General features: G+C 50.0%; 22 protein-coding genes, 2 pseudogenes and 1 riboswitch. Of the genes and pseudogenes, 3 read left to right on the top strand and 21 right to left on the bottom strand.

Going from position 1 to position 22,621, the window contains the following annotated elements; translation table 11 throughout:
* Positions 1 to 84: 84 nt before the first annotated feature.
* The 4 genes from IEW48_RS08175 to IEW48_RS08160 form a co-directional block, all read right to left on the bottom strand.
* Positions 85 to 1,200 (bottom strand): polysaccharide deacetylase family protein, encoded by a 1,116-nt coding sequence (locus tag IEW48_RS08175; protein ID WP_188623375.1) that lies wholly within the window; start codon positions 1,198 to 1,200, stop codon positions 85 to 87.
* 215 nt (positions 1,201 to 1,415) lie between these two features.
* Entirely contained in the window at positions 1,416 to 2,843 is a 1,428-nt protein-coding gene (locus IEW48_RS08170) for a sigma-54-dependent transcriptional regulator (protein WP_188623374.1), read from the bottom strand.
* The gene (locus IEW48_RS08165) at positions 2,836 to 4,113 is read right to left on the bottom strand and encodes a sensor histidine kinase (RefSeq protein WP_188623373.1); all 1,278 of its coding nucleotides are present in this window, start codon (positions 4,111 to 4,113) and stop codon (positions 2,836 to 2,838) included. The genes IEW48_RS08170 and IEW48_RS08165 overlap by 8 nt, the downstream gene beginning before the upstream one ends.
* Before the next feature lie 12 nt (positions 4,114 to 4,125).
* Positions 4,126 to 5,274, bottom strand: a complete 1,149-nt coding sequence (locus IEW48_RS08160; protein WP_188623372.1) for an iron-containing alcohol dehydrogenase — start codon at positions 5,272 to 5,274, stop codon at positions 4,126 to 4,128.
* 221 nt (positions 5,275 to 5,495) lie between these two features.
* Here IEW48_RS08160 and adhP point away from each other — a divergent pair, with 221 nt between their 5' ends.
* Positions 5,496 to 6,512, top strand: coding sequence for an alcohol dehydrogenase AdhP (adhP, locus tag IEW48_RS08155; RefSeq protein ID WP_188623371.1), 1,017 nt, complete (start codon positions 5,496 to 5,498; stop codon positions 6,510 to 6,512).
* A 76-nt stretch (positions 6,513 to 6,588) separates the two neighbouring features.
* Here the strand turns inward: adhP and IEW48_RS08150 are convergent, their stop codons facing one another.
* Both IEW48_RS08150 and IEW48_RS08145 read right to left on the bottom strand, forming a co-directional pair.
* The gene (locus IEW48_RS08150) at positions 6,589 to 6,981 is read right to left on the bottom strand and encodes an HI0074 family nucleotidyltransferase substrate-binding subunit (protein WP_188623370.1); all 393 of its coding nucleotides are present in this window, start codon (positions 6,979 to 6,981) and stop codon (positions 6,589 to 6,591) included.
* Positions 6,969 to 7,283, bottom strand: a complete 315-nt coding sequence (locus IEW48_RS08145; RefSeq protein ID WP_188623369.1) for a nucleotidyltransferase family protein — start codon at positions 7,281 to 7,283, stop codon at positions 6,969 to 6,971. Before IEW48_RS08145 ends, IEW48_RS08150 begins: the two co-directional genes overlap by 13 nt.
* Before the next feature lie 300 nt (positions 7,284 to 7,583).
* On the opposite strand from IEW48_RS08145, the gene IEW48_RS08140 reads away from it, so the two are divergent.
* Entirely contained in the window at positions 7,584 to 7,778 is a 195-nt protein-coding gene (locus IEW48_RS08140) for a hypothetical protein (protein WP_188623368.1), read from the top strand.
* Positions 7,779 to 7,875: 97 nt separating this feature from the next.
* On the opposite strand, the gene IEW48_RS08135 is transcribed toward IEW48_RS08140, so the two are convergent.
* The 11 genes and pseudogenes from IEW48_RS08135 to secA form a co-directional block, all read right to left on the bottom strand.
* Positions 7,876 to 9,051 (bottom strand): phenylacetate--CoA ligase family protein, encoded by a 1,176-nt coding sequence (locus tag IEW48_RS08135; RefSeq protein ID WP_188623367.1) that lies wholly within the window; start codon positions 9,049 to 9,051, stop codon positions 7,876 to 7,878.
* Positions 9,041 to 9,394 carry an ABC transporter substrate-binding protein gene (locus IEW48_RS08130; RefSeq protein WP_188623366.1) on the bottom strand — a complete coding sequence of 118 codons (354 nt, stop codon included), beginning with the start codon at positions 9,392 to 9,394 and terminating at the stop codon, positions 9,041 to 9,043. The genes IEW48_RS08135 and IEW48_RS08130 overlap by 11 nt, the downstream gene beginning before the upstream one ends.
* A 97-nt stretch (positions 9,395 to 9,491) precedes the next feature.
* Positions 9,492 to 9,665 (bottom strand): hypothetical protein, encoded by a 174-nt coding sequence (locus IEW48_RS08125; RefSeq protein ID WP_188623365.1) that lies wholly within the window; start codon positions 9,663 to 9,665, stop codon positions 9,492 to 9,494.
* Positions 9,634 to 9,990 (bottom strand): ABC transporter permease subunit, encoded by a 357-nt coding sequence (locus IEW48_RS08120; protein WP_188623364.1) that lies wholly within the window; start codon positions 9,988 to 9,990, stop codon positions 9,634 to 9,636. The genes IEW48_RS08125 and IEW48_RS08120 overlap by 32 nt, the downstream gene beginning before the upstream one ends.
* The gene (locus IEW48_RS08115; RefSeq protein ID WP_229703992.1) at positions 9,990 to 10,865 is read right to left on the bottom strand and encodes an AMP-binding protein; all 876 of its coding nucleotides are present in this window, start codon (positions 10,863 to 10,865) and stop codon (positions 9,990 to 9,992) included. Before IEW48_RS08115 ends, IEW48_RS08120 begins: the two co-directional genes overlap by 1 nt.
* A gap of 110 nt (positions 10,866 to 10,975) precedes the next feature.
* Positions 10,976 to 11,904: pseudogene (locus tag IEW48_RS08110) on the bottom strand (RNA-guided endonuclease InsQ/TnpB family protein).
* 85 nt (positions 11,905 to 11,989) lie between these two features.
* On the bottom strand, positions 11,990 to 13,090 hold the full coding sequence (locus IEW48_RS08105; protein ID WP_188623363.1) for an AMP-binding protein: 1,101 nt from the start codon (positions 13,088 to 13,090) through the stop codon (positions 11,990 to 11,992).
* A gap of 89 nt (positions 13,091 to 13,179) precedes the next feature.
* A pseudogene (locus tag IEW48_RS08100) lies at positions 13,180 to 13,539 on the bottom strand (ABC transporter ATP-binding protein); the annotation flags it as partial.
* Between the two features lie 212 nt (positions 13,540 to 13,751).
* Complete coding sequence (locus tag IEW48_RS08095) at positions 13,752 to 14,558, bottom strand: YitT family protein (RefSeq protein ID WP_229703997.1); 807 nt, start codon at positions 14,556 to 14,558, stop codon at positions 13,752 to 13,754.
* A gap of 158 nt (positions 14,559 to 14,716) precedes the next feature.
* Positions 14,717 to 15,830, bottom strand: a protein-coding gene (gene prfB / locus IEW48_RS08090) for a peptide chain release factor 2 (RefSeq protein WP_188623362.1) whose coding sequence is annotated in 2 segments (ribosomal slippage) — positions 14,717 to 15,757 and positions 15,759 to 15,830 — 1,113 coding nt in all. Because the reading frame shifts where the segments join, the coding sequence is not laid out codon by codon here.
* 88 nt (positions 15,831 to 15,918) lie between these two features.
* Positions 15,919 to 18,471 carry a preprotein translocase subunit SecA gene (gene secA, locus IEW48_RS08085; protein ID WP_188623361.1) on the bottom strand — a complete coding sequence of 851 codons (2,553 nt, stop codon included), beginning with the start codon at positions 18,469 to 18,471 and terminating at the stop codon, positions 15,919 to 15,921.
* Between the two features lie 415 nt (positions 18,472 to 18,886).
* Positions 18,887 to 18,973, top strand: a riboswitch (cyclic di-GMP riboswitch).
* Between the two features lie 77 nt (positions 18,974 to 19,050).
* Here secA and IEW48_RS08080 point away from each other — a divergent pair.
* Positions 19,051 to 20,319 carry a sensor domain-containing protein gene (locus IEW48_RS08080; protein WP_188623360.1) on the top strand — a complete coding sequence of 423 codons (1,269 nt, stop codon included), beginning with the start codon at positions 19,051 to 19,053 and terminating at the stop codon, positions 20,317 to 20,319.
* A 141-nt stretch (positions 20,320 to 20,460) separates the two neighbouring features.
* On the opposite strand, the gene hpf is transcribed toward IEW48_RS08080, so the two are convergent.
* The 4 genes from hpf to IEW48_RS08060 all read right to left on the bottom strand — a co-directional run bounded on the left by hpf (position 20,461) and on the right by IEW48_RS08060 (position 22,612).
* The gene (gene hpf, locus IEW48_RS08075) at positions 20,461 to 21,015 is read right to left on the bottom strand and encodes a ribosome hibernation-promoting factor, HPF/YfiA family (RefSeq protein WP_188623359.1); all 555 of its coding nucleotides are present in this window, start codon (positions 21,013 to 21,015) and stop codon (positions 20,461 to 20,463) included.
* Between the two features lie 205 nt (positions 21,016 to 21,220).
* The gene (locus tag IEW48_RS08070; RefSeq protein WP_188623358.1) at positions 21,221 to 21,796 is read right to left on the bottom strand and encodes a chemotaxis protein CheW; all 576 of its coding nucleotides are present in this window, start codon (positions 21,794 to 21,796) and stop codon (positions 21,221 to 21,223) included.
* Positions 21,783 to 22,196, bottom strand: a complete 414-nt coding sequence (gene fliS, locus IEW48_RS08065; RefSeq protein WP_188623357.1) for a flagellar export chaperone FliS — start codon at positions 22,194 to 22,196, stop codon at positions 21,783 to 21,785. Before fliS ends, IEW48_RS08070 begins: the two co-directional genes overlap by 14 nt.
* 26 nt (positions 22,197 to 22,222) lie before the next feature.
* Entirely contained in the window at positions 22,223 to 22,612 is a 390-nt protein-coding gene (locus IEW48_RS08060) for a hypothetical protein (RefSeq protein WP_188623356.1), read from the bottom strand.
* Between the last annotated feature and the right edge of the window lie 9 nt (positions 22,613 to 22,621).

Here is a 22,621-nt window from a genome sequence, read left to right as displayed (position 1 = left end):
ATGGATAAACAATAAGCTTAAACAAAGGGGCTGTTCCACGTGCCCATGCACCTGGAACAGCCCCGTCTCTAAAATGTCCTGATTTCAACGACTATGGTCTAATAGCGTTTGAACGGTAACAAATTTATATCCCTTTGCGTGCAATTGATCAATAATTTGAGGTAATACCTCTACTGTACCATCCAATAAGCCAGGTGTGGTCAGCAGGTTATGTTGCAAAATAATGCCGCCTGGAGAAATATCCCTGTGAACGACAGACAAAATCTCTTCAGCTGACATTCCACGCCAATCGAGCGTGTCCACAGACCACATGACCACCCTGAATCCCATATCATGCAGAATCAACCTGTCCGACCTGGTCAAAGCCCCGTAAGGAGGACGGAATAAGTCAGGCTTACGTCCAACTGTTTTTTCCATCACCTGCTGAGTCGCCCTGACTTCTCCAATGACATCAGATGTCATCACACCCCTTAAATCTGGATGCGTCATCGTGTGATTTCCTAAGGCGTGACCTTCATTTACAATGCGCTTCATCACCTCCGGGAAATATTCCACTTGCCGCCCCATGACAAAGAAAGTGGCTGGAACTCCTTTTTCCTTGAGGATATCTAAAATTTGTGGCGTGTAATGGCCATCGGGGCCATCATCGAAGGTGAGGGCAACTAACTTTTCTTTGGTATCGCCGCTGTAAATAAGGGCTGGGGGGCGTGTTGTTCCCGTACGAATATATGTCCGTTTCAATTGAGGATTGTAGGTGACTTCCATTCCTAACTTTTTCACGACATCCAAGAGCGGAACGAATATGCCATCCTTCGTCTCCATTGATGCCGTCGAAAGCGTGTCCCGTTTCCATTTACCCGTTTCAGGGACATAGTCATCCGTATATTTTTTTCCGACAGGCAGAGCAAACAAGGTCTTTCCTGAGCGAAAAACAACCGAACGATACTGGCTGTTCCAATCGACTCTTGTTCCGGTAGCTTTAAGAAACAGGGCAGGCACCATTAAATGTCCGTCTCTCATGATATATTTCGTCTTAATGGGTTGACCATCCACATAAATCGGTGCTTCCGGCAACCTGGATTCCTCTGCCAAAGCAGGCGCTGACAGACTTACCACTAACAGCACTAGTAACAGTAAGACGCTGCTTAATCTCCTCCAATGTTGCACTCTGGAATGTGGTATTAAATATTTGTTTGGCATCACTTTTCTCCTCTTTAAGTGTTTTCGCTCTGTCAGTTTCGTATGCCATCATAACCCGAGATATCTGCAGAGATATTCGCTTGTTTACATTTTTTCCAGGTTCTATCGATCGTTGCAAGGTAATTTCTTACATACGCCTCCATTTCCCCGTACTTACAAAGGGGCTGTTCCGCGTGCCCATGCACCTGGAACGGTCCCTTTTTTCAGCCATCAAATCATGATTTCTCATTTAAAATATATCGTAACCTTCTGGGCGTTAGATCCAGCTTCTTGCTCAATAATTTGCGGTTACCGTTTAACTCTGCGAGTCCCTTTTTAATGATTTGTCTACCCACTTGCACCTCAATTTCCTTCATCTGTTGCATTATATACTCAAAGTTAATTTCTTCAATGGAGCCGACCGAATCAACAATCCGCTTGATAAAAGCCTCTGTTTCCCTGCGGATGAAGTCGTCCGCCTGATTGCCAATAGAACGAGTCGGTGAGGAGTCCAGAATATACCTTGGCAGATGTTCCTCCCGGATCAGCCTGCACTCATGGATGGCGATGATTTGATTTAAAACATTGATCAGCTCCCGGATATTGCCCGGCCAGTGGTAGTTTTGCAGCCTTTCGACGGCTTCGGGGGCGATGTCGTATTCTTCTCCAAACTTTTTCTGCAGGTGATGCCTGGCGATCAAAGGAATGTCTTCCGTCCTTTGCCGCAGGGGTGGCAGCACAAGTTTGACCCCTTCCAAGCGATACAGGAGATCGGCACGGAACCGTTTCTGTTCAATTTCCTGCTTTAAATTCCGGTTAGTGGCTGAAATGATCCGGATATTGGTCCGGTGAATCACCTCACCACCCACCCGCATATATTCCCCTGTTTCCAATACACGCAAAAGTTTCACCTGAATGTCGGCCGAAGCTTCCCCGATTTCATCAAGGAACAGCGTTCCATTGTTCGCCAACTCAAAATAGCCCTTCCTGGTCCGAGCTGCTCCGGTAAAAGCCCCTTTTTCATGCCCAAACAATTCGCTTTCCAGCAAGGCCTGCGGAACCGCACCACAGTTAATGGCCACAAAAGGATGCTGGGCACGCTGGCTTAATTGGTGGATGTAACGGGCCAGCAGTTCCTTGCCTGTTCCCGTCTCACCTTCAATCAGAATATTGATCGCTTTCTTGGCCAGTTTGCCAGCAATGGAAAGCACCTTGGCCATCGCACCGGAAGGAGAGCAAACAATCCCACATTGGTCGGCCGCCAAGGCCAATTCGCTGTCCTGCACGGAGGTTTGCTCCAGAATGGAGTCGATCATCTTTTCCAGATCATCCAGGTCATCGAAAGGTTTCTCCACATAATCCCTGGCCCCTGCCTGAATAGCCTGCACAGCCGACTTAACCGTACTGTATCCGGTCATGATCACAACCTCACAGGATGGACAGCTTTGCTTGATACTCCGCAGCAAGTCCAACCCATTCGCATCCGGAAGTTTCATATCCACAAGGGCGAGATGGATGGGGGTCTTCAGCTCTTGTAACAGCCGCTCAACGTCCCTGCCACTGTTGGCCTCCAAGATATGCACATTTTTCTCTTCTAAAAAATAGCGAAAAAAAGAAGTGACCTCTGTTTCGTCATCAACGACCAAAACCTGCTTTTTACGCATCTTTTCCCTCTCCCTCCTTGGCGGGCAGCAGCAGGGTAAATTTGGCATACTTCCCTTTTTTGCTGTCCACGCGCAATTTTCCCTGATGGGCTTCGGCAATGCCCAGACTGACTGACAAACCTAAACCCGTCCCTTTCTGATGTTCCTTGGTTGTGAAAAAAGGATTAAAGATTTGGGAAAGGTGTTTCTCCTCAATGCCCGTCCCATTGTCCAGCACCGAAACATAGACAAAATCTTTTCCTTCCTCCGTCAACGTGCCCGTCTGGATTACTATTTGCGCATCATCCTGGTCTTGCAGGGCATCCCTCGCGTTTAATAAGAGGTTAATCAGCACCTGTTCAATCTGATAACGGTTGCCGTGAACAAGGGGAAGCGTGTCTGCCAATTTCTGCACCACTCTAATGCCCGACACTTTTAACTGATAACCGATCAAACTGAGCACATCTTCTATCAATGGGTGGAGTGACAAATCTTCAAATTGGAATTCCTCCTGCCGGGAGAAGACCAGCAGGTTCTGAATAATCTTCTTGCTTCTTAAGCCACATTGATAAATATCTTTGAGCATTTTCGCCTGGCGTTCCTCTTTAACTTGCCGCATAAGGAGCTGCACGTTGCCCAGGATAGCTGTGAGCGGACTGTTTAACTCATGGGCGACACCTGCTGCCATCTCCCCGATCGCCGCCAGTTTAGCCGATTGAATCAACTGGGCTTCTATTTTGACCTTTTCACTGACATCTTTAAACAGCAAAATGTTTTCCACCGATACACTGACATGTTCGGCTATATGTCGAAAGAACTGCTCATCATCGGGCCCAAAGGCCTCTTGCTCTTGATGCAAGAGTGTCAGAAAGCCCTGCACTTTTCCAGCCTGAATAGGCAAAAGTACAGTGGTTCCGCAGCACGTATGCTCCTCTGCCAATACCCGGTTGACCGCAGACAGGACATCCTTTTCCGGTTCGTTCAACTTGTAGGTCCGCACCTGTAACGCTTGGGCAGCGGTATCCGTAATATAGCAAGACAAATCCGCCCCTTCCAGCAAACTCAGGGCAAAGTAGTCAAAGGTGATCACTTGGCTTAACCGGGAAGCGATATAGAGACTGATCTCCTCCCAGGACATATGAACGTGAATACGTGTCAGCTGATTGATCACTTTTAGCTGCTTATTCTTGCGCTGCAGTTCGACGACAGCCTTATTGAGCTCGTTGTAATAACTTTTCCTTGATGAACGGATGCCCGTCAACCGGTCGATTAATTCCTGTTTTCCATTCATGGCGTGTCCCTCCTACAGGGCTTGGCGGAAGATTTTTTCTACGTCATCCACGCTCATGTCGCGGGGATTGGTAATCATACAGGCATCTTGCACCGCATTTTGACTCAGCTTTCTGATATGCTCTTCCTTTAATCCTAATTTGGCCAGCGATTCGGGAATATCCAGATCTCTGGCCAGCTCCTTCACTGCCTTGATCGCCCGCTTGGCCGCCTCACATGGACTCAGATCAGCTACACGCTCCCCAAACGCTTCTGCGATATGAGCATATTTTTCTGGTGCCGCAATATAGTTGTATTCCATCACATAGGGAAGCAGAATCGCATTAGCTTCTCCATGCGGCGTATCCAGCAAGCCGCCCAGTTGATGGGACATGGCATGCACCGCACCTAACACCGCGTTGGAAAAGGCAATCCCCGCCTGCAAACTGGCCATGGCCATCGCTTCCTTTGCCTCACGGTTGTGAGAGCTGGCCGTGGACGGCCTTAAATAGGTGGCAACCAGCTGGATGGCATGCAGGGACAACCTTTCGGTCAAGGGGGTGGCTGCTAAAGAAATATAGGATTCAATGGCATGGGTTAACGCGTCCATCCCGGTGTTGGCTGTCAACCGGGCATCTTTAGTCACCAAGGTATCTGGATCAATGATGGCAATATCGGGAATAAGCGATTTGGAGATAATCGTCATCTTCAGACAGCGCTGTGTATCGGTAACAATTGAAAACTGTGAGACCTCGGAGCCTGCTCCTGCGGTCGTCGGCACCATCACCATCGGAGGCAATGGATGGGAAATTTTATCCACTCCCTCATATTGGCGGATATTCCCCGGATTGGTTGCTAACATAGCAATCGCTTTAGCCGCATCAATGGGACTGCCTCCGCCAATGCCAAGCACCGCATTGCATTCACTGTTCACATATTCTTTAACTCCTCTGTCAATCTCATAATCTTTCGGATTGGGCGTCACATCCGTCCACAAATGATATTGCAGATCGCACGCTTCCAAGTACCCTATGACCCGTTCTACCCAACCAGCTTGAACCACACCCGGATCACTGACGACAAATACTTTTTCTGCTCCCAGGCGGCGTAAACTATCTCCAGTTTGATTAATCGAACCTGCACCGAAAATGATTTCCGGTGTCATGAACTTGAACATGCGCACCCTCTCACTCCCCTTCTTAAAAACTATTATACATAAATTCAAATATATCGAAAAAAGGACGAAAATTTGGCCTTTAGCCGAAATTTTGTCCTTTCCTGCCGAAAAAATGTCAACAATCACCTTTTTATAGCCTAAAAAATACGCAATTTACATCCTATTTAAAATTGGCATCTAAATTGCAAAAGATGATAGTGAAAACGATAACCACTGGGGGGATAAAGATGAAAGCAGCCGTTGTGCATCAGTTTCATCAAAAATTAGAAATTAAGGATGTACCAGTTCCTGAAATCGGTTACGGGGAAATTCTGGTCAAAATCAAAGCCTGCGGCGTATGTCATACCGACCTTCACGCTGCTCATGGCGATTGGCCAATCAAGCCCAAACTGCCCTTGATTCCCGGCCATGAAGGTGTGGGTGTTGTTGAAGCCGTGGGAGAAGGGGTCACTTCCATCAAAGCAGGTGACCGTGTTGGCATTCCCTGGCTGTATTCGGCTTGCGGAGAGTGCGATTACTGTTTAACGGGAAGGGAAACCTTGTGCCCCCATCAACTCAACGCCGGTTATTCCGTCGATGGGGGCTACGCAGAGTACTGCAAGGCGCCTGCCGCCTATGTCGCCAAAATTCCAGACGAACTGAGCTTCGAAGAAGCTGCACCGATCTTTTGTGCCGGAGTGACATCCTATAAAGCACTGAAAGTGTCTGAAGCCAAGCCTGGAGATTGGGTGGCCGTCTACGGCATTGGTGGCTTGGGCCACATTGCCCTGCAGTACGCCAAGGCGATGGGATTCAATGTAGTCGCGGTCGATATCCAGGACGAGAAGCTGGAGCTGGCCAAAAAGCTGGGAGCCGATCTGGCCATTAACGGCAAACAGGCTGATCCGGCACAGGAAATCCACAACAAGGTCGGAGGAGTTCAGGCAGCGGTCAGTGTGGCGGTGACCGGAAAAGCCTTTGAACAAGCCTACCGCTCCGTCAAACGGGGTGGCACGCTCGTCGTGGTCGGCCTGCCTAACGCTGAATTGCCCATCCCCATTTTTGATACCGTTTTAAATGGTGTTACCGTCAGAGGATCGATTGTCGGTACCCGTAAAGACTTGAAGGAGGCCCTTGAGTTTGCGGCTCAAGGAAAAGTGAAAGCAATCATCGAAACCCAGCCTTTAGAAAAAATCAATGAAGTGTTTGACCGGATGCAGAATGGTCAAATCAACGGCCGCGTGGTATTAACACTGGATTCCTAGGAACATGGCACAGAAGCCCAACAGGCCGTTCCACGTGCCCATGCACCTGGAACGGCCTCATTTTGTCTTTATTTCCTTAGGCCTTTTCCATCATTTGTTCTAACCATTTTTTCATTAAGGGATAATGACGTCTAATACGAAGATAAATCTCCTGTGCCAACCGGTCATTATAGGTGTGTGAAGTTAAATTACGGTCATCGGCCATCTCTAAAGCTTGAATTGTCTCCGCTTCATCTAATAACCCCACTTCCCGGCATTTGCGAATGACCCCTTTTGGAGAAGCCGCATCTATACCCTCTTTATCCCTCAAAAATTCTTTGGCTGCTTTCCAGACTACTTCAAACGTGTACTCAAAACGTTGGATGGTAGCATCCCGTTCTATGGATGAAGGATTTTGGATCCCAATCACTTCTTCTAATGTCTGTAAAGCTTTAAAAGCTGTATCCAAACGCTGCCTCAAACGCTCCATTTTATCCCTTCTTTCATTACTTTTTCCCTAAATTCAGATTCTGTCTGAGTTAAGTCAACTAAATCTACTGTATAAGGAATACTCGACTCTTCAAAAGCCAGCCTGAGTTGTGCCAAAGTACCCGCTGGCAACGGATCACGATAACTCACTGCAATGTCAATATCTGAACTTGCCCGTTCTTCACCTCTGGCCCAAGAACCAAATAAATAAAGCGAAACATTCAGACCGTTCAAATGCTGCTTGGCTATCAGATAAACTTGCTCAAGAATGTCATCCCTGGAAGCTACATTCCCTCCATTCATTACTCTTTTGCCCTCCCGCTCCAACGTTTTTTATATCTACATCATAGCATATCCGATCATTATAAGGTCATCGTTGGCACAGGCCGAGCCAATTATAATTGCCACAAGGGTTGCATTTCTCCTGCTGATCCGTTATGATATTGATTACACAATTATAATGAAATTCTGATAGTTCAACCTATGGTCTTAAAGATCATTATGGGAACATAAACTGTATTAAAATGGAAAAACTAAATCCAGCTTATGCCTTCGCACATTGATCATCCCGGGCACATATCGTTTACAAAGGAGGTGTAACCCTTGACCTACTCTGACAATGGCTCAGCAAGGAGGATTTCCCTTCCCGAAGGACTTGTAGCGGAAGTTTATCCCTTTTCTGATTACATTTCCTGTATTAATGTCTACAGACAGGGCATCTGTGTCAAGTCGTTTTGCTCTGACCGTTCCTCCATTGAAGAATGGCTGGAAGAACCGGGCATGATCTTTCGATGTTGAAATGACCCCCTCCTCAAAATGTAACCCCCTCTGTCGTCTTCATCACGGCAGAGGGGCATTTTGTGCTTTTAGGAATCTGAATCGGTATTTCTGATGCTTACGATCTGGCCTTCGATTCCTGTGCTCTGGCATCTACCAGCTGCTTTTCTTCCCTGGAGATAGAGCCTTTCTCCACAACGGCAAGCTGGGGTTTAACCCGGATCATCTCCTGAATGGCTTTAGCCCATTCTTCCAGCTGTTGAGGGGACCCATCAGCCCCTGCGGCTAATTCCACTTTGATCGTCAGCTGATCCTGGCCATGCTCATGGGTAATCACCGCCTGATAATACTCTACCGGCAGCTGCTCCACCGCCTCTTTCAACTGATGGGCATAGACAAACATGCCTTTCACCTTGTAACTGTCACCAACCCGGCTCAAAACGCCGGCAATGCTTCTGCCCTCTTCCACCCAGCGCGAGACGTCCCCCGTCCCGAACCGAACCAAGGGATACACATCTGAAGCACGGCTGATGACGAGCTCACCAGCCATGTCTCCTCTAACCTCCTCCCCGCTGTCAGGATCACAGATCTGGGCGTACACATCATCCAAGAGGGTAAAGCCCTCCTCCCCTGGGAGACGGTAAGCCACACACCCCAGATCAGCGGTGCCATAAGCATCAATATATTTAATCCCTCGTTCTTGGAAAAAGCGATCCATCTCTTCTGTCACTTTTTCTGCCGTAAAAATCGCTTTGCTCAAGGCCAGCTCCCGGCCGGGCCAGAGCCCTTTTTCTTCTGCCGCCTTCAACAGGCGCAGCAGAAAGCCGGGGGTGCCAGCGTAGGCCGTCACTTGCAAGTCGCGCATAATCTCCACTTGCAGCGCGGTATTTCCCGTTCCGGCCGGCACCACTTTGGCTCCCACAGCCCGGGCGGCCGAATCAAACATAAAGCCGGCAGGCGAGAGATGGTAGCTGAACGTATTTTGCACAATATCCCCCTCACCTACACCGATCTTTGTGAACAGGGGAGCAAATTGCCAGTAATCTCCGGCCAGCCCCTGCGGATCATAAATTGGCCCGGGGGAGACAAAGATGCGGGCGACGCGCCTCTCTTCAGCCAGCCCGGCAAAAGGAGGCTGTTCTTTTTGCAGGCGGGGCAAATCACTTTTCTTCAGAACGGGCAGGCGTTTGAATGCCTTTTCCGTTTCAATCCCGGCCAAATCAATCCCCTGGCTGCGGTAGTAGTTTTGCCAGCCCTGATGATGTCTGACCTGCCCCAAAATCTCACGCCACATCAGGACAGCCACCAATGGCTTGCGGAACTTCATAGGCATAGTCGATATCATACAGCTTCACTTCTTTGCCATCCAGACCTCCCTGTTCGTTCACATACTCAAAGTAGGCTTTGGCGCCTTGGGCATAAGGTTCACCCACATCGCCTGTGGCCCCTGTAATGTCAAAGATGCCCCCGATGCGCACCACTTCTCCGCTGCCGCCGTCAGAACCACCGCTATCGCTGCCTGTGGTCTCCTGTCCACCGCAGGCTGCCAAGAGCAGCACCGCAGCCAAGACGATCATGCCCAAGGTCATCCACTGCTTAAATTGCTTAAATACCGATCTCTTCATTTTTTTGGTCATACACTTTTCCCCCTTATATATGGTTAAAGTTAAATATGACTACTTAATTGTCAGCATTTAAGCCCATTGGATCTTGACCCGTTCCGGACAAGACCCCCTACTTTCTGGAATAAGAGAAGGGCCACAGCTTAAAGTAATCCTTGATGTTACGCCAAATCTTGTTCAAACCCTCAGGTTCATAGATCAAAAACAGGATAATAATCAGCCCGAAGACCAGCTCGCGGATGCCGGCAAAATGGTCAGCCAGGCCCGGCACCCAAGGGGATATCAAGACAATCCCCTCCCGGAGCACCACCGGCAGCAACGTGATAAACACCGCGCCGAAAATAGATCCGATCAGGACGCAAGACTAAGCGTTCAATTATCAAGCCCAGCACCGCACTAAAGATTAAGGTCAAAATCAAGGCCGGAACCAGGGGAATTTGGTAGGTGGCAATCAAGGTCAGGCTGACATAAGCCCCCACCAGCAAAAACTCCCCTTGGGCAAAATTGATGGCGTCCGACGATTTATAAATCAGCACAAAGCCAAGGGCTACCAGTGCGTAAATGCCGCCCACCACAAAACCGCTGACCAGTATTTGCAGGAAAAAGTCCATCAAGCCACCTCCTCGTCTCTCTGGGTTGTTGCCACAACCGTCAACTGGGTCTGAATCGTTGCCTCTTTGCCATCCCGGTAACGGATGGTGCCCTTGACATCGATCGTCCCTTGGCCGGAATAAAGTCCTTCGATCACATCCGCATACTTCTGCGCCACAAATTGGCGCCTGATCTTGCGGGTCCGGGTCAGTTCCTCATCATCAGCATCCAGCTCCTTATACAAGAGCACAAAGCGTTCCACACGGGCCGTTTCAGGCAAATCCTTGTTAATCCGCTCCACTTCCTTGCGGATTAATTCCAGCACCTCCGGCTTTTGGGACAGGTCGGTGTAGGTGGTGTAGGCGATCTGCTGGTTTTCCGCCCACTGCCCCACATTTTCCATATCAATGTTGAGGATGGCAGCAACAAACGGCCGGCCGGTACCCACCGCCATTGCTTCCTTAATATATGGGCTGAATTTCAGCTTGTTCTCTATAAATTGCGGGCTGTACATGTCGCCGTTATCCAGACGGATCACATCTTTCAGGCGGTCGATGACGATCAAGTGGCCGTCTTCATCCAGCTCTCCCGCATCTCCGGTGTGCAGCCAGCCATCGGTGATGGTTTCCCGGGTCGCCTGTTCGTTTTTGTAGTACCCCTTGAACACACTGGGACTCTTAATTAAAATTTCGCCTTTTTCAGAAATCTTAACCTCTGTGCCAGGAATGGGCACTCCGACAGTTTCATATTTAATATCCCCGTCCTGATGGACAATGGCGATGCCGGCCACCTCTGTCTGGCCGTAGATCTGTTTCAGATTCACGCCAATAGCGTGGAAAAACCGGGTCACATCAGGCCCCAATGCCGCTCCTCCCGTGTAGGCCCTTTGTGACATACTCCCACCACCTACGCTAACGCTTAGAGGTGGGGGCTTCTCGGGTAATCCCATCTCATGATGGGAAGTTGACCGAGCGATCCCCGTGTGCCCCACGGTTCGAGATCCAGTTAGGCAGTCCCTAACTGTTTCAGGCCTTCTTTTTTGATATTGATGGCGGCGCTGGTGTCTCTATCTGCCACAAAACCGCATGCACAACGAAATAGACGTTCGGAAAGCGATAGAGACACCTTCACTCGACCACAACATGAACACGTTTTGGATGAGGGGAACCATTTGTCGATTTTGATCAGCTTCTTTCCCTGTTCTGCTAACTTGTATTGAAGGAAAGTAGTGAACAGGCCCCAGCCGTTGTCGTGGACGCTTTGACCGAAATGGAGGGCTTGAGACATCCCCTTCATGTTGAGGTCTTCAATCACCACGGCATCATACCGGTTGGCCAATTGTCGTGAAGCCTGATGCAGAAAATCCTGACGTTGGTTGGCAATCTTTTCGTGCAATTGGGCTACTTTCCGCCGCTGTTTGTGCCAACGGTTGGAACCTTTCCTGCGGCGTGACAGCACCCGTTGGGCTAGGGCCAGTTTTTCCAAGGCTTGCCGGTAAAATCGAGGATAATTGGCTCTCTTACCCTCGCTATCGACATACAGCATATTCATGGAAAAATCGAGCCCGCAAGCTTCATGTTGCCATTAACCACATTTGTGGTGTACGACTGTTTCGCCTTGCGGCTTTTGAACTTGGGAAATCCCGCTCGGCCAGAGAAGAAGTTGGTGAATGCTTTTTGTAGGTTTAATTGAGCGTTGGCTAAGGCAAGACTATCGACTTCTTTGAGCCATGGAAAATCCCGTTTGTACTTGGCCGGAGTGGGGAACTTGTGCTTTTTCAAGGCTTCTTTGTCGTCCTTGAACGTGTCATAAATGTGTAGACGATCTTCAAGCATTTTGTTGTAGACGAAGCGGACGCAACCGAACGTTTTGGCGAGCAGTTGTTCTTGTTCTTGTGTTGGATACAAACGGAATTTGTAGGCTTTGTTGGGCATATTCACATCACCTGCCCACAATACGAACGTTTGTTTGATTTTATTTTACCACACTCATCATATTGAGGCTACATCAAACCGACATTCATCTCCCACTTTCGCTTCGCTTAGAAGTGGGAGACTTCTGTCGGAGGTAAGTTAAACGCAACAGGCCTAAATGGTCGCGGATGGCGCTGAAAATCAGCCAGTCCCAAAACAGATAGCTCAGTTTCAGGTCCCAACCAATGGGTTTCTTGTTGATCAACGCATCGGCCCGCCTGTAGCCCGTTTTCATGGCCAGCTGATACAATTTCCGTTTCAGCCACCCTGCATCCTGAATCCGCACCTGCACTTTGGACACCATGTCCTCCCAGATGCGCGGCGGGGAAAACATGGTATGGGGGCCGATTTCCCGCAGATTTTCCTGTACGGTATTGGTCTCCTCGGGAAAATTGACGGTAAAACCAATATGCAGTGCTGAGGAAAGACTCATCATCTGCTCCCCGATCCAGGCCAAAGGCAAGAAAGAGAGGAATTCGTCCCCCGGCTCCATGGGGTCCATCTTCATCAAGCTTACACCCATGTTGATCAGATTATGATGGGACAGCATCGCTGCTTTGGGGTGGCCGGTGGTCCCGGAGGTGTAGCAGAAGATGGCAATATCATCGCCTCGGCCTTTCTCCACTTCGGCTTCAAAAACCAGGGCATCCGGCCGCTGCCTGTATTTTTCCCCCAGGTCCTGCACGTCCTTAAAACTGAGTAAGCGCTCATTCTGATACATGCGTAAACCTTTGGGATCGTAATAAATGATATATTCCACCTGAGGGATCTCCTCTTTGGTTTCCAGCAATTTATCCACTTGTTCCTGGTCTTCGGCGATCACAATCTTCACTTCACTGTGATTCAGAAAATAGACCAGCTCCTTGGGCAGCGAATCCTGATAAATCCCGACCGAGATCCCGCCCAAGCTCTGGGCCGCCAAAGCCCCAAACAGCCATTCGGGACGGTTATCCCCAATAATTGCCAGGCGGTCTCCCCGCTGAAACCCCAATTCTAACAAACCGTAAGAGAACGCTTTCACATTGTCGTAATATTCCCTCCAGGTGAACTCCTGCCAAATCCCAAATTCTTTTTCCCTTAGCGCTACGGCCTCACCCATCGTTTCTGCTTTCTGCTTAAGCAGCTTAGGCAAGGTCACTTCTGTCATGCCCTCAAAGCCTCCTTTGTTCATGATCAAGTTCACGACCATGTTTGTGACCATCCATCAGACATGGGTCCTGGTCCCTCATAACAGCCCTAAATGGCTTCCTGGCCAAGGTAGGCTTCAATCACCCGGGGATCATTCTGCACCTCCTCCGGCTTGCCGTAACCGATCCGCTTGCCAAAATCCAGGACGGCAATGCGGTGGGAAAGTTCCATGACCACGCCCATGTCATGCTCAATCAGAACGATGGTGATGCCCCGCTCTTCGTTAATGTCCAAAATGAAGCGGGCCATATCTTCTTTCTCTTCATTGTTCATGCCGGCCATCGGTTCATCCAGAAGCAACAGCTTCGGCTCCGCGGCCAGCGCCCGGCCCAGCTCCACCCGTTTCTGCAAACCGTAAGACAACATGCCCACAGGCTGGTTGCGGATGTGCTCAATTTCCAAAAAGTCTCTTGGTCCGGTTCTTTTGACCACATCGGGCTAACAGGACACGCTTTCCTTCTGCCGGCAGCCGCCCGTTCACTAAAAAGGCCTTGCAAAAGGCGTGAAACTTCTGCAAGGCCTTAATGTTAATGGGCACAGGCGGCTCACCAGGGGCCAAGCCGCACTGTGCAGCTTCACTTCACCACCCTGTTCGCCGCTCAGCTCGCCTGTGTGTAAAATTATTCAACCTTAAATCCTTCTCCCAATACTTCATTGGCGTCAGTGACCACCACAAAGGCAGACGGATCGATGCGCCGCACCAGTTCTTTCAATTTGGTCACTTCCATTTGGTTCACCACACACATCAGCATCTCCCGTGGCCTGTCAGTGTAACCGCCGGTGGCCGTCAAACGGGTCACGCCCCGGTCCAAATCGTGCAAAATCGCGCGGCGCAGTTCCTCCTGCTGGTTGGAGATAATAAAGGCCACTTTGGCATAACCCATGCCCATCTGGACCACATCAATGGTCTTGCTGGTAATGAACAAGGCAATCAGGGCATACAGGGCCAGTTCAATGTTAAACACAACAGCCGATGAAATCACAATCAGGCCATCAATGATCAAAATGCCCAGCCCTAAGCGGAGTCCGGTAAACTTGTGCACAATTTGAGCGGCCAAATCCACCCCTCCGGTGGAGGCCCTGCCTCTGAACACCAGCCCCAGACCGGCGCCCACCCCGACGCCTCCAAATAACGCGGCTAAAAAGGGGTTGTCAGTGACGGGGCTGAGCTGAGAGGTCAAGACAACAGCCAGGGGCAAGCAGACGGTGCCCACTAACGTTTTTAAGCCGAACTGTTTGCCCAGGATGGCCACACCAGCCACAAAGAGGGGGATGTTAATTCCCCACTGGATGTAGCCTGGTTCAATGTCCGTGAGATAACCCAGTATAGTGCTGATCCCAACCACGCCGCCAGAGGCAATCCGGTTGGGATACAAAAACAGATTAAAGGCTAACGCCACCAATGTAGCCCCGGCAAAGAGATACATATAGTCTTTGATGACCAGCAGCCAGTGGGGCAGGGGCTTCTCCCTTTTGCGCCTCGCCAAGAGCTCCACCTCCATTTTGCCGAGAAAAAACCTATTGGTGTGACCCAATAGGTTTCTCCCCGAGAGACCGTTATGGTGCTTGTACTGCCATGCTGCTTTTACTGTGCCTTATCAGAGAGTTTGGATCTGAGGTAAGCATCGATAAACAGATCAATTTCGCCATCCATCACCGCTTGCACATTGCCCGTCTCCACATTGGTGCGATGATCCTTGACCATGCTGTAGGGATGGAAGACATAGGATCGAATCTGGTTGCCCCAGCCGATCTCCTTCTGTTCCCCTTTCAATTCAGCGAGCTTTTTTTGCTGTTCTTCAATGTGTTTTTCGTACAGACGGGCCTTCAAGATTTTCATGGCTTTTTCCCGGTTTTTAATTTGGGAACGTTCCGACTGGCAGGTCACCACGATGCCCGTGGGCAAATGGGTGATGCGCACGGCAGAATCGGTGGTGTTGACGTGCTGTCCTCCTGCCCCGCTGGAGCGGTAGGTATCAATTTTCAAGTCTTCCTGGCGGATCTCGATTTCCACGTTGTCATCCATTTCCGGCATCACATTACAGGACACAAAGGAAGTATGGCGGCGGCCCGAGGCATCAAAGGGACTGATGCGCACCAGCCTGTGGATGCCTTTTTCCGCCTTTAAATAGCCGTAAGCATTATGCCCCTTGATCAGCAGGGTGACACTTTTCACCCCTGCTTCATCCCCGGGCAGATAATCCAGCGTTTCGACCTTAAACCCTTTGGATTCTGCCCAACGGGTGTACATTCTGAGCAACATGGATGCCCAATCCTGGGACTCTGTTCCGCCGGCGCCGGGATGAAGCTCCAGGATGGCGTTGTTTTTATCATAAGGTTCGTTCAGCAAGAGTTCCAATTCAAATTGGCTGGCTTCGTCCTTGAGTTTGCGCACAGCCTGCCCTGCTTCCTGGACGAGGGACTCGTCATCTTCTTCTTCAGCCAACTCCAGCATCACTTCAATCTCCTCAAACTGGCTGTGGAGCTTGTTCATCTGCTCCACTTGCTGTTTAAGGGCGTTGGCTTCGCTGATGATGGCTTGGGCCTTGTTTTGGTCATTCCAGAAATCAGGCGCACTCATCACCTGTTCAAGTTCCTGAATGCGGGCCTCTTTTTTAGGTAAGTCAAAGAGACCCCCTTATGTTACTCAGGCGCTGCGCTAACGCCGTTAATTCTTGCCGCAGTTCATTCACAGACATGACCCATCACTCCTCTGTCAGCATCGGTTTCCCGGTTTCGGCTCCAAGTGTATATTGATGTTTTCCGCACAATCACTATTATAGCCGATCACGAGGTTTGTCCACAACAGCGTTTATATTTTTTGCCGCTGCCGCACGGACACAGTTCATTGCGGCCAATTTTCTTGCCCACGCGGACCGGTTGCGGCTTAGGTTTCTCCCCGCCGGGAGCCTGGGCTGCCGGGCGGGCTCCAGGCTGGACAGGAGTGGGCCGGACCGATTCACCCTGGGCCACAGCCTGACGCTCCACATTGGGCGTGATGTGGGCTTTAAGAATATAGGTGGCCACTTCTTCCTCAATGGCTTCAATCATGTTTTGGAACATTTCAAAGCCTTCCATCTGATAGGCCCTGAGCGGGTCAGTCTGGCCATAGGCGCGCAAATGGATGCCCTGCCGCAGCTGGTCCATGGCATCGATGTGGTCCATCCACTTGGTATCCACTGCCCGCAAGACCACCACTTTTTCAAATTCCCGCATCAGTTCCGGGCCCACTTCCTGCTCCCGCTGGTCATAAATGGCCTTGATCTTGTGCATGAACAGGTCAATGATCTCCTCCCGGGGCTTCATTTTAATCTCACCGACGGTGACGGTGCCCTCATGGAAGAAGGTGGCGTTGGCATAGTCAATAATGGCCTGGTAATCCCAGTCTTCAGGCACTTCGCTGTCCGGGGTGTGCAGGTTGACAATGCGTTCCACCACACTTTTGAGCATGCCTTCCACCACATCGCGCAGGCTGTCCCGTTCCAGCACTTCCCGGCGCTGTTTGTAAATAATTTCCCGCTGCTGGTTAATCACATCATCGTACTGCAGCAGCCACTTGCGGATGTCAAAGTTATGCCCTTCCACCCGCTCCTGGGCTTTTTCAATGGCCCGGGTGATCATCCGGCTCTCAATGGGCTGGTCCTCATCCATGCCGAGGCGCTCCATCATGCCCATGATATTCTCCCCGCCAAAGCGGCGCATCAGCTCGTCCTCCAGCGAGATAAAAAACTGGCTGGAACCGGGATCTCCCTGGCGCCCGGCCCGTCCGCGGAGCTGGTTGTCAATGCGGCGGGACTCATGCCGCTCCGTGCCGATAATATGCAGCCCGCCCAGTTCGGCCACGCCTTCCCCTAACACAATATCAGTTCCCCGTCCGGCCATGTTGGTGGCGATGGTGACCGCGCCCCGCTGGCCGGCTTGGGCAATAATCTCCGCTTCCCGCTCATGGTGTTTGGCATTGAGCACCTGGTGGGGAATGCCTTCTTTTTTGAGCATGGCCGACAGCAGCTCCGATTTTTCAATGGAGACCGTGCCGACCAGGACCGGCTGCCCTTTTTTGTGCCGTTCGACGATCTCTTTGACCACGGCCCGGAACTTGGCCGCTTCCGTTTTATAAACCATGTCGGGCAAGTCTTTACGGATCATGGGTTTGTTGGTGGGAATGACATACACGTCCAGGCCATAGATTTTGCGAAACTCTTCTTCCTCTGTTTTGGCCGTCCCCGTCATGCCGGCCAGTTTTTTATACATGCGGAAGTAGTTCTGGAAGGTGATCGTGGCCAAGGTCATGCTTTCCTGATGGATCTGCAGCCCTTCCTTGGCCTCAATGGCCTGGTGCAGCCCGTCACTGTAGCGGCGGCCGTGCATCAGGCGGCCGGTAAACTCATCGACAATCACCACTTCGCCGTTTTGGACCACATAATCCACATCCCGGCGCATGATCACCCGGGCTTTGAGGGCCTGGGTGATGTGATGGTTAATGAGCACATTGGCATGATCATAGAGGTTGTCAATGCCAAAAAAGCGCTCCGCTTTGGCCACCCCTTCTTCGGTCAGCATCACGTTGCGGGCCTTCTCGTCCACCGTGTAGTCCCTGTCTTTGACCAGGCTGGCCACAAAGCGGTCCGCCGCCTGGTAATACTGGGTGGAACGCTGGGCCTGTCCGGAGATGATCAGCGGGGTGCGGGCCTCGTCAATGAGGATGCTGTCCACCTCGTCCACAATGGCAAAATTGAGGGGCCGCTGCACCATCTGCTCCTTATACAGCACCATGTTGTCCCGCAAGTAGTCAAAACCAAACTCATTGTTGGTGCCATAGGTCACATCAGCGGCATAGGCTTCCTTTTTCTCTTGCTGGGACATCCCGCTGATATTCAGCCCCACCGTAAGCCCTAAAAAGTTATACAGCTTGCCCATCTGCTCACTGTCCCGTTTGGCCAGGTATTCGTTGACGGTGACCAGATGGACCCCCTTGCCGGTCAAAGCATTTAAATAAATGGGGAGGGTTGCCACCAAGGTTTTCCCTTCCCCAGTCTTCATCTCCGCGATTTCCCCTTTATGCAGCACAATGCCGCCCAACAGCTGCACATCAAAATGGCGCATATTGAGCACCCGTTTGGATGCTTCCCGGCAAACGGCATAGGCCTCGGGCAACAGGTCATCCAGCGTTTCACCCCTGGCCAGCCGCTCTTTAAAGTGCTGTGTTTTTTGCTGCAGCTCATTATCAGATAGGCGTTCCATCTCCGGTTCAAGACTGTTAATATGTTCCACAATTTTGTACATTTGTTTTAGCTCTTTTTCGGTGGGATCTCCAAACCACTTCTTCAACCATCCGAGCATCATTGATCGCTCCTTTTCAGCGCCTGTCCCTTGTCCTCAACCATAGTTTTCGCCAGCTCTGTTCTGTAGGTGATCAGGCGAGTGACATCATGCCTATTTTACCAGATGAAAGCGGAGGGACACAAGGAATGTGGGGAAGGGGGCAAAGTAGCATGGAGGGGCAGTTTTTATCGAATTGTGTCAAAATCATTCGAAATATGGCGATAATACTATTGATCAACAGTCTGAAATTATTTATCATTATTATAGTATGACTATGACCATGATTAATGGCCATCATGTCTCACATGTGTACCATCGTATTGAGTTGGTTCTTTTAGTTTGATATTTGTCATTCTATATTTGCACGACAAAAGTTTATTTTTACCAGCCAGGATGATTGTCTGACGAATGATAACAACAAATTTAAATATAAAAACGATAAAGGCAAAACTGTGGAAACACAGTGACGCAAAGCTACAGGGGCTAAGGTCCGCCAGGGCTATGCCAGCCAGCTGCCGTTTATGGGGATCAAAACCACATCCCTCATAGACGGGTGTGGTTTTTTTATATCCTGCAAGCTGAGAGGTAGGTACCTGTATGGCAAAAAAGAGCAATCAGTCTGCTCCAAGTCTCCAACTCGTCAATAAAGAAATGGAAGAGACACTCATTAAATCAGGACAACAGGTCCTAACCGTCTTAGAAAACATCCAAGGCGGGTATATTATCCTTAATCGCCACTGGGAATTTCTCTATCTTAATCCAGCCATAGAACAGCTGTTTAACATTGACCGTTTCAACCTGATTGGCAAAAATTTCTGGGATGCATTTCCTGAACTGAAAGATACCAAGTTTTACCAGGCCTATACCCGCCCAGGGGACAAGCAGGCCAGGCAATTCAGAGAATGGTATGCGCCCCTGAACCGGTGGTTTGAAGTGACCGTTTCCTCTTCCCAAGATATTGTCGCCATCTACTTCAGAGACCTATCGGAACAGCAAGGCACCCAGGTTATGATCCATCATGCTGTTCATGACGGAGCAGGAGACAAACAATACCGGCTTTTTAAGGGAGATATGAATGTTGACCAGTTAAAGCACATTGTGTTGGAACATGACCTGCCTCATGCGCTGGAAAACAATCAGCTCCGTGTTTACTACCAGCCCCAAATCGATAACACAACAGGAACCATTTGCGGGATGGAAGCCCTTATCCGCTGGGAGCATCCCACGCTGGGATTGGTGTCACCCAGTGAATTCTTGCCTGTGGCTGAAGCCAATGGCTTAATCACAGCCATTGGGCAGTGGGTGTTACAGACTGCCTGCCAGCAAGTAAAAACATGGCAGCAGCAGGAGGGGCGCCCAATTCATGTCTCTGTCAATTTTTCAGCCTTACAATTTCAGCAAGATAATCTAGCCGGTATCGTGCAGCAAGTCCTGGACACAACCGGATTGGAACCCGCTAGTCTCAGAGTGGAGATCACCGAATCAGCGATGATGACCAACCTGGAACAAACTGCCGCTACCTTAAAGCAATTAAAATCCCGGGGCATCCAGCTCGCCGTCGACGATTTTGGCATGTATTACTCTTCTTTGCAATATTTAAAGCACTTCCCACTGGACTTGATCAAAATCGACCGCTCTTTTATTATGGATATGCACAACCAACACAAAGATCAGGAAATTGTGAAAACCATTATAGAATTGGGGCACCGGTTGGGCCTGAAAGTGTGTGCTGAAGGCGTGGAATACGAGGAGCAATTCACTTTGCTTAAAGATTTTGGCTGTGATGAGGCACAAGGATTCTTATTCAGCAGACCCATGCCCTCTGAAGAGATAGAGCGGCTGCTGCACACCACACCCCGGATGTAAGGCTAGATCAAGCTGTGTTCACAAGGGCTGAATCAAGCAGTGTTCATGCTTAAGCTGCGTTCAACTCATCTCCCTGTAAAATGAAGGGCTGTCACCAAAGGAATGCTTTGGGGACAGCCCTTTTTTAGGTTTATTTTCGTTTTATTCCGGCTGAATCAGGCCGTAACGGCCATCCTTGCGCTTGTAAACCACGCTCACCTTTTGGGTTTCTGCATCGGAAAAGACAAAGAAATTGTGACCCAACAGATCCATTTGCAACACGGCTTCCTCGGCATCCATCGGCTTTAAGTTAAACCGTTTGGTACGCACGATCTCAATTTTGTCATCTGTTTCTTCTTCATGCGTCTCTTCGGCTTGGCCATTCACCTCTTGGAAAAGCTGCTTCACACTTCCGTCTTGCCGGAATTTGCGGTTGATCTTGGTTTTATATTTACGGATTTGGCGCTCCAGTTTTTCCACAACCAGATCAATTGAGGCATACATGTCCAGGCTCTTTTCCTCGGCACGGAGGAGCAACTTCGGCATGGGGATGGTTACTTCCACGCTGTGTTCATCCCGGGTCACTTTCAAGGTGACATATACATCGGAGGTAATGTCTTCATTAAAGTACCGCTCCAGGCGTCCGACCTTCTTTTCCACATAATCGCGCAAAGCCGGAGTGACCTCAATATTTTCCCCACGAATATTAAATTTCATGGTCTCATCCTCCTCTCACTTTGTGTTATACTTATTCGACATTTTTCCTAAAATTCCTACCTAAACTTAGACTTTTTTCACATTTTTGTCGAAAAAGATAGACATTTTCTTGACAGTGAACCAGTTGGCTAATGTTGTCCCTGTCCACAACATTCCTGTTTATGCACACAATAAAAAACCGGCCGCTTCAGGGCCGGGGTAGCGTCTATTTGGCAAGCCCATCTTCTGCTGCTTGGCTTACTTTTTCATCAGCACCTTCCCCATCGGCCTCAGCCGGTTCAGCTTCTTCCCCATCCTGCTGTTCGAGCTGGGCCACGTGCTGAATCTCCTGCAAAATGCCAGAGGGGTCCAGCTCATTTAACAGCTTAGACATGTTCATCAGAATAATCAGCCGCTCGTCCACTTTGGCAATCCCGAGCACGCTTTCAGAAGCAGCGCCATGCAAGTCCACTTGCTGGACCTGGTCCGGGTCAATGTCCACAACATCCTTGGCTTCATCCACCACCAAACCCATTGAGCGGCCGTCCACATCAATGACAATGATGCGCGCATCGTCTTCGTCCGTGCACTCTGCTTCCAACAGATAGGTGCGTAAATCCGCGATGGGAATCACTTGCTGGCGGATATTCAACACGCCGCGTATATGTTGGGGCACTTTGGGAATTTTGGTTGGTTTTTGCATCCGTTCAATGGAAACCACCTGCCCGATGGGAACGCCATACTCTTCCGTTCCCAGACGGAAAGCGACAATTTTACGGCTCTCAAGCTTAGAATTTGCCATCATGCGGGACTCCTCCACCATACTGTTTTTGCCGGTTCAAACGCAAAACCTCTTTCCAGGTGTCGCGGAACTGGCTGACGTATGTTTCCACCTCATCCAAAATGGCCGCGTCATTGTTGATATTGGCTTCAATCAGGCGGCGGAGTATATAGTCATACATCCGCAGCATATCCTTGGCCACAGCGTAATCCGTGTTCAGGGTGACCATCAGCTCCCGGATGATATCCTGCGCCTTTTGCATATACTTGTTCCGCTCTTGGATGTTATTTTCCTCTATCGCCTGCCGGGCTTGCTTAATAAAATTAAGGCACCCGTTATATAACATGAGCGTTAATTCGCCGGGAGAGGCGGTTTGCACCGCATTGTGCTTGTACGTTTGATAGGGATTGCGGACAGACAATGAGACGCCTCCTTTCAGGACAATCCTTACTTGCGCTTGTCAATATAGGTTCCGTCTGTGTATATGGCCGCATAAGGCTGCTGGTATTTGTGCGCGGCCTGCTTGCCTTGGTTCAGCTTCTGCAGTTGCCGGGCAAAAGCAGTGTACAAGCTGCGCAGCCGTTCGTTCAGTTCCGGTTCCCAATCTTTAAGCCGGGCTAAGAGTTCCTTTTCCTCCCCTGTCCAAGCCAAGCTGCCCTCCTGCTGCAGATGTTGCAGCTTGGCTATTGTGTGGCCCCGTGCCTCAACCGCCGCCTGCAACTGTTCCACGACAGCCGGGTCATTCTTGTTCATATCCTCATGGACACGGGCCAGTTGCTCCCGGATACGGCAGGTTTCAGCATACAGCCGTTGAAGCAGTTCTCTGTGTGTCTCCATGGACAGAGC

Source organism: Caldalkalibacillus thermarum (assembly GCF_014644735.1).
In the GTDB taxonomy this organism is placed as follows: domain Bacteria; phylum Bacillota; class Bacilli; order Caldalkalibacillales; family Caldalkalibacillaceae; genus Caldalkalibacillus; species Caldalkalibacillus thermarum.
The sequence above is the reverse complement of the archived record's forward strand: the minus strand, read 5'-3'. Positions and strand labels throughout refer to the sequence as shown.

Bases quoted from the DNA above. Each gene is read 5' to 3' on its own strand.
- IEW48_RS08095 (WP_229703997.1), bottom strand. From the start codon at position 14,558: ATGTATCTCTTTGCCGGGGCTACATTGGTGGCGTTAGCCTTTAATCTG.
- IEW48_RS08130 (WP_188623366.1), bottom strand. From the start codon at position 9,394: ATGACCAAAAAAATGAAGAGATCGGTATTTAAGCAATTTAAGCAGTGG.
- IEW48_RS08170 (WP_188623374.1), bottom strand. From the start codon at position 2,843: ATGCGTAAAAAGCAGGTTTTGGTCGTTGATGACGAAACAGAGGTCACT.
- IEW48_RS08150 (WP_188623370.1), bottom strand. From the start codon at position 6,981: ATGGAGCGTTTGAGGCAGCGTTTGGATACAGCTTTTAAAGCTTTACAG.
- IEW48_RS08175 (WP_188623375.1), bottom strand. From the start codon at position 1,200: ATGCCAAACAAATATTTAATACCACATTCCAGAGTGCAACATTGGAGG.
- IEW48_RS08105 (WP_188623363.1), bottom strand. From the start codon at position 13,090: ATGACAGAAGTGACCTTGCCTAAGCTGCTTAAGCAGAAAGCAGAAACG.
- IEW48_RS08060 (WP_188623356.1), bottom strand. From the start codon at position 22,612: ATGGAGACACACAGAGAACTGCTTCAACGGCTGTATGCTGAAACCTGC.
- adhP (WP_188623371.1), top strand. From the start codon at position 5,496: ATGAAAGCAGCCGTTGTGCATCAGTTTCATCAAAAATTAGAAATTAAG.
- IEW48_RS08165 (WP_188623373.1), bottom strand. From the start codon at position 4,113: ATGAATGGAAAACAGGAATTAATCGACCGGTTGACGGGCATCCGTTCA.
- IEW48_RS08115 (WP_229703992.1), bottom strand. From the start codon at position 10,865: ATGTCACAAAGGGCCTACACGGGAGGAGCGGCATTGGGGCCTGATGTG.
- secA (WP_188623361.1), bottom strand. From the start codon at position 18,471: ATGCTCGGATGGTTGAAGAAGTGGTTTGGAGATCCCACCGAAAAAGAG.
- IEW48_RS08080 (WP_188623360.1), top strand. From the start codon at position 19,051: ATGGCAAAAAAGAGCAATCAGTCTGCTCCAAGTCTCCAACTCGTCAAT.
- IEW48_RS08135 (WP_188623367.1), bottom strand. From the start codon at position 9,051: ATGTGGCGTGAGATTTTGGGGCAGGTCAGACATCATCAGGGCTGGCAA.
- IEW48_RS08145 (WP_188623369.1), bottom strand. From the start codon at position 7,283: ATGAATGGAGGGAATGTAGCTTCCAGGGATGACATTCTTGAGCAAGTT.
- hpf (WP_188623359.1), bottom strand. From the start codon at position 21,015: ATGAAATTTAATATTCGTGGGGAAAATATTGAGGTCACTCCGGCTTTG.
- IEW48_RS08120 (WP_188623364.1), bottom strand. From the start codon at position 9,990: ATGGACTTTTTCCTGCAAATACTGGTCAGCGGTTTTGTGGTGGGCGGC.
- IEW48_RS08070 (WP_188623358.1), bottom strand. From the start codon at position 21,796: ATGGCAAATTCTAAGCTTGAGAGCCGTAAAATTGTCGCTTTCCGTCTG.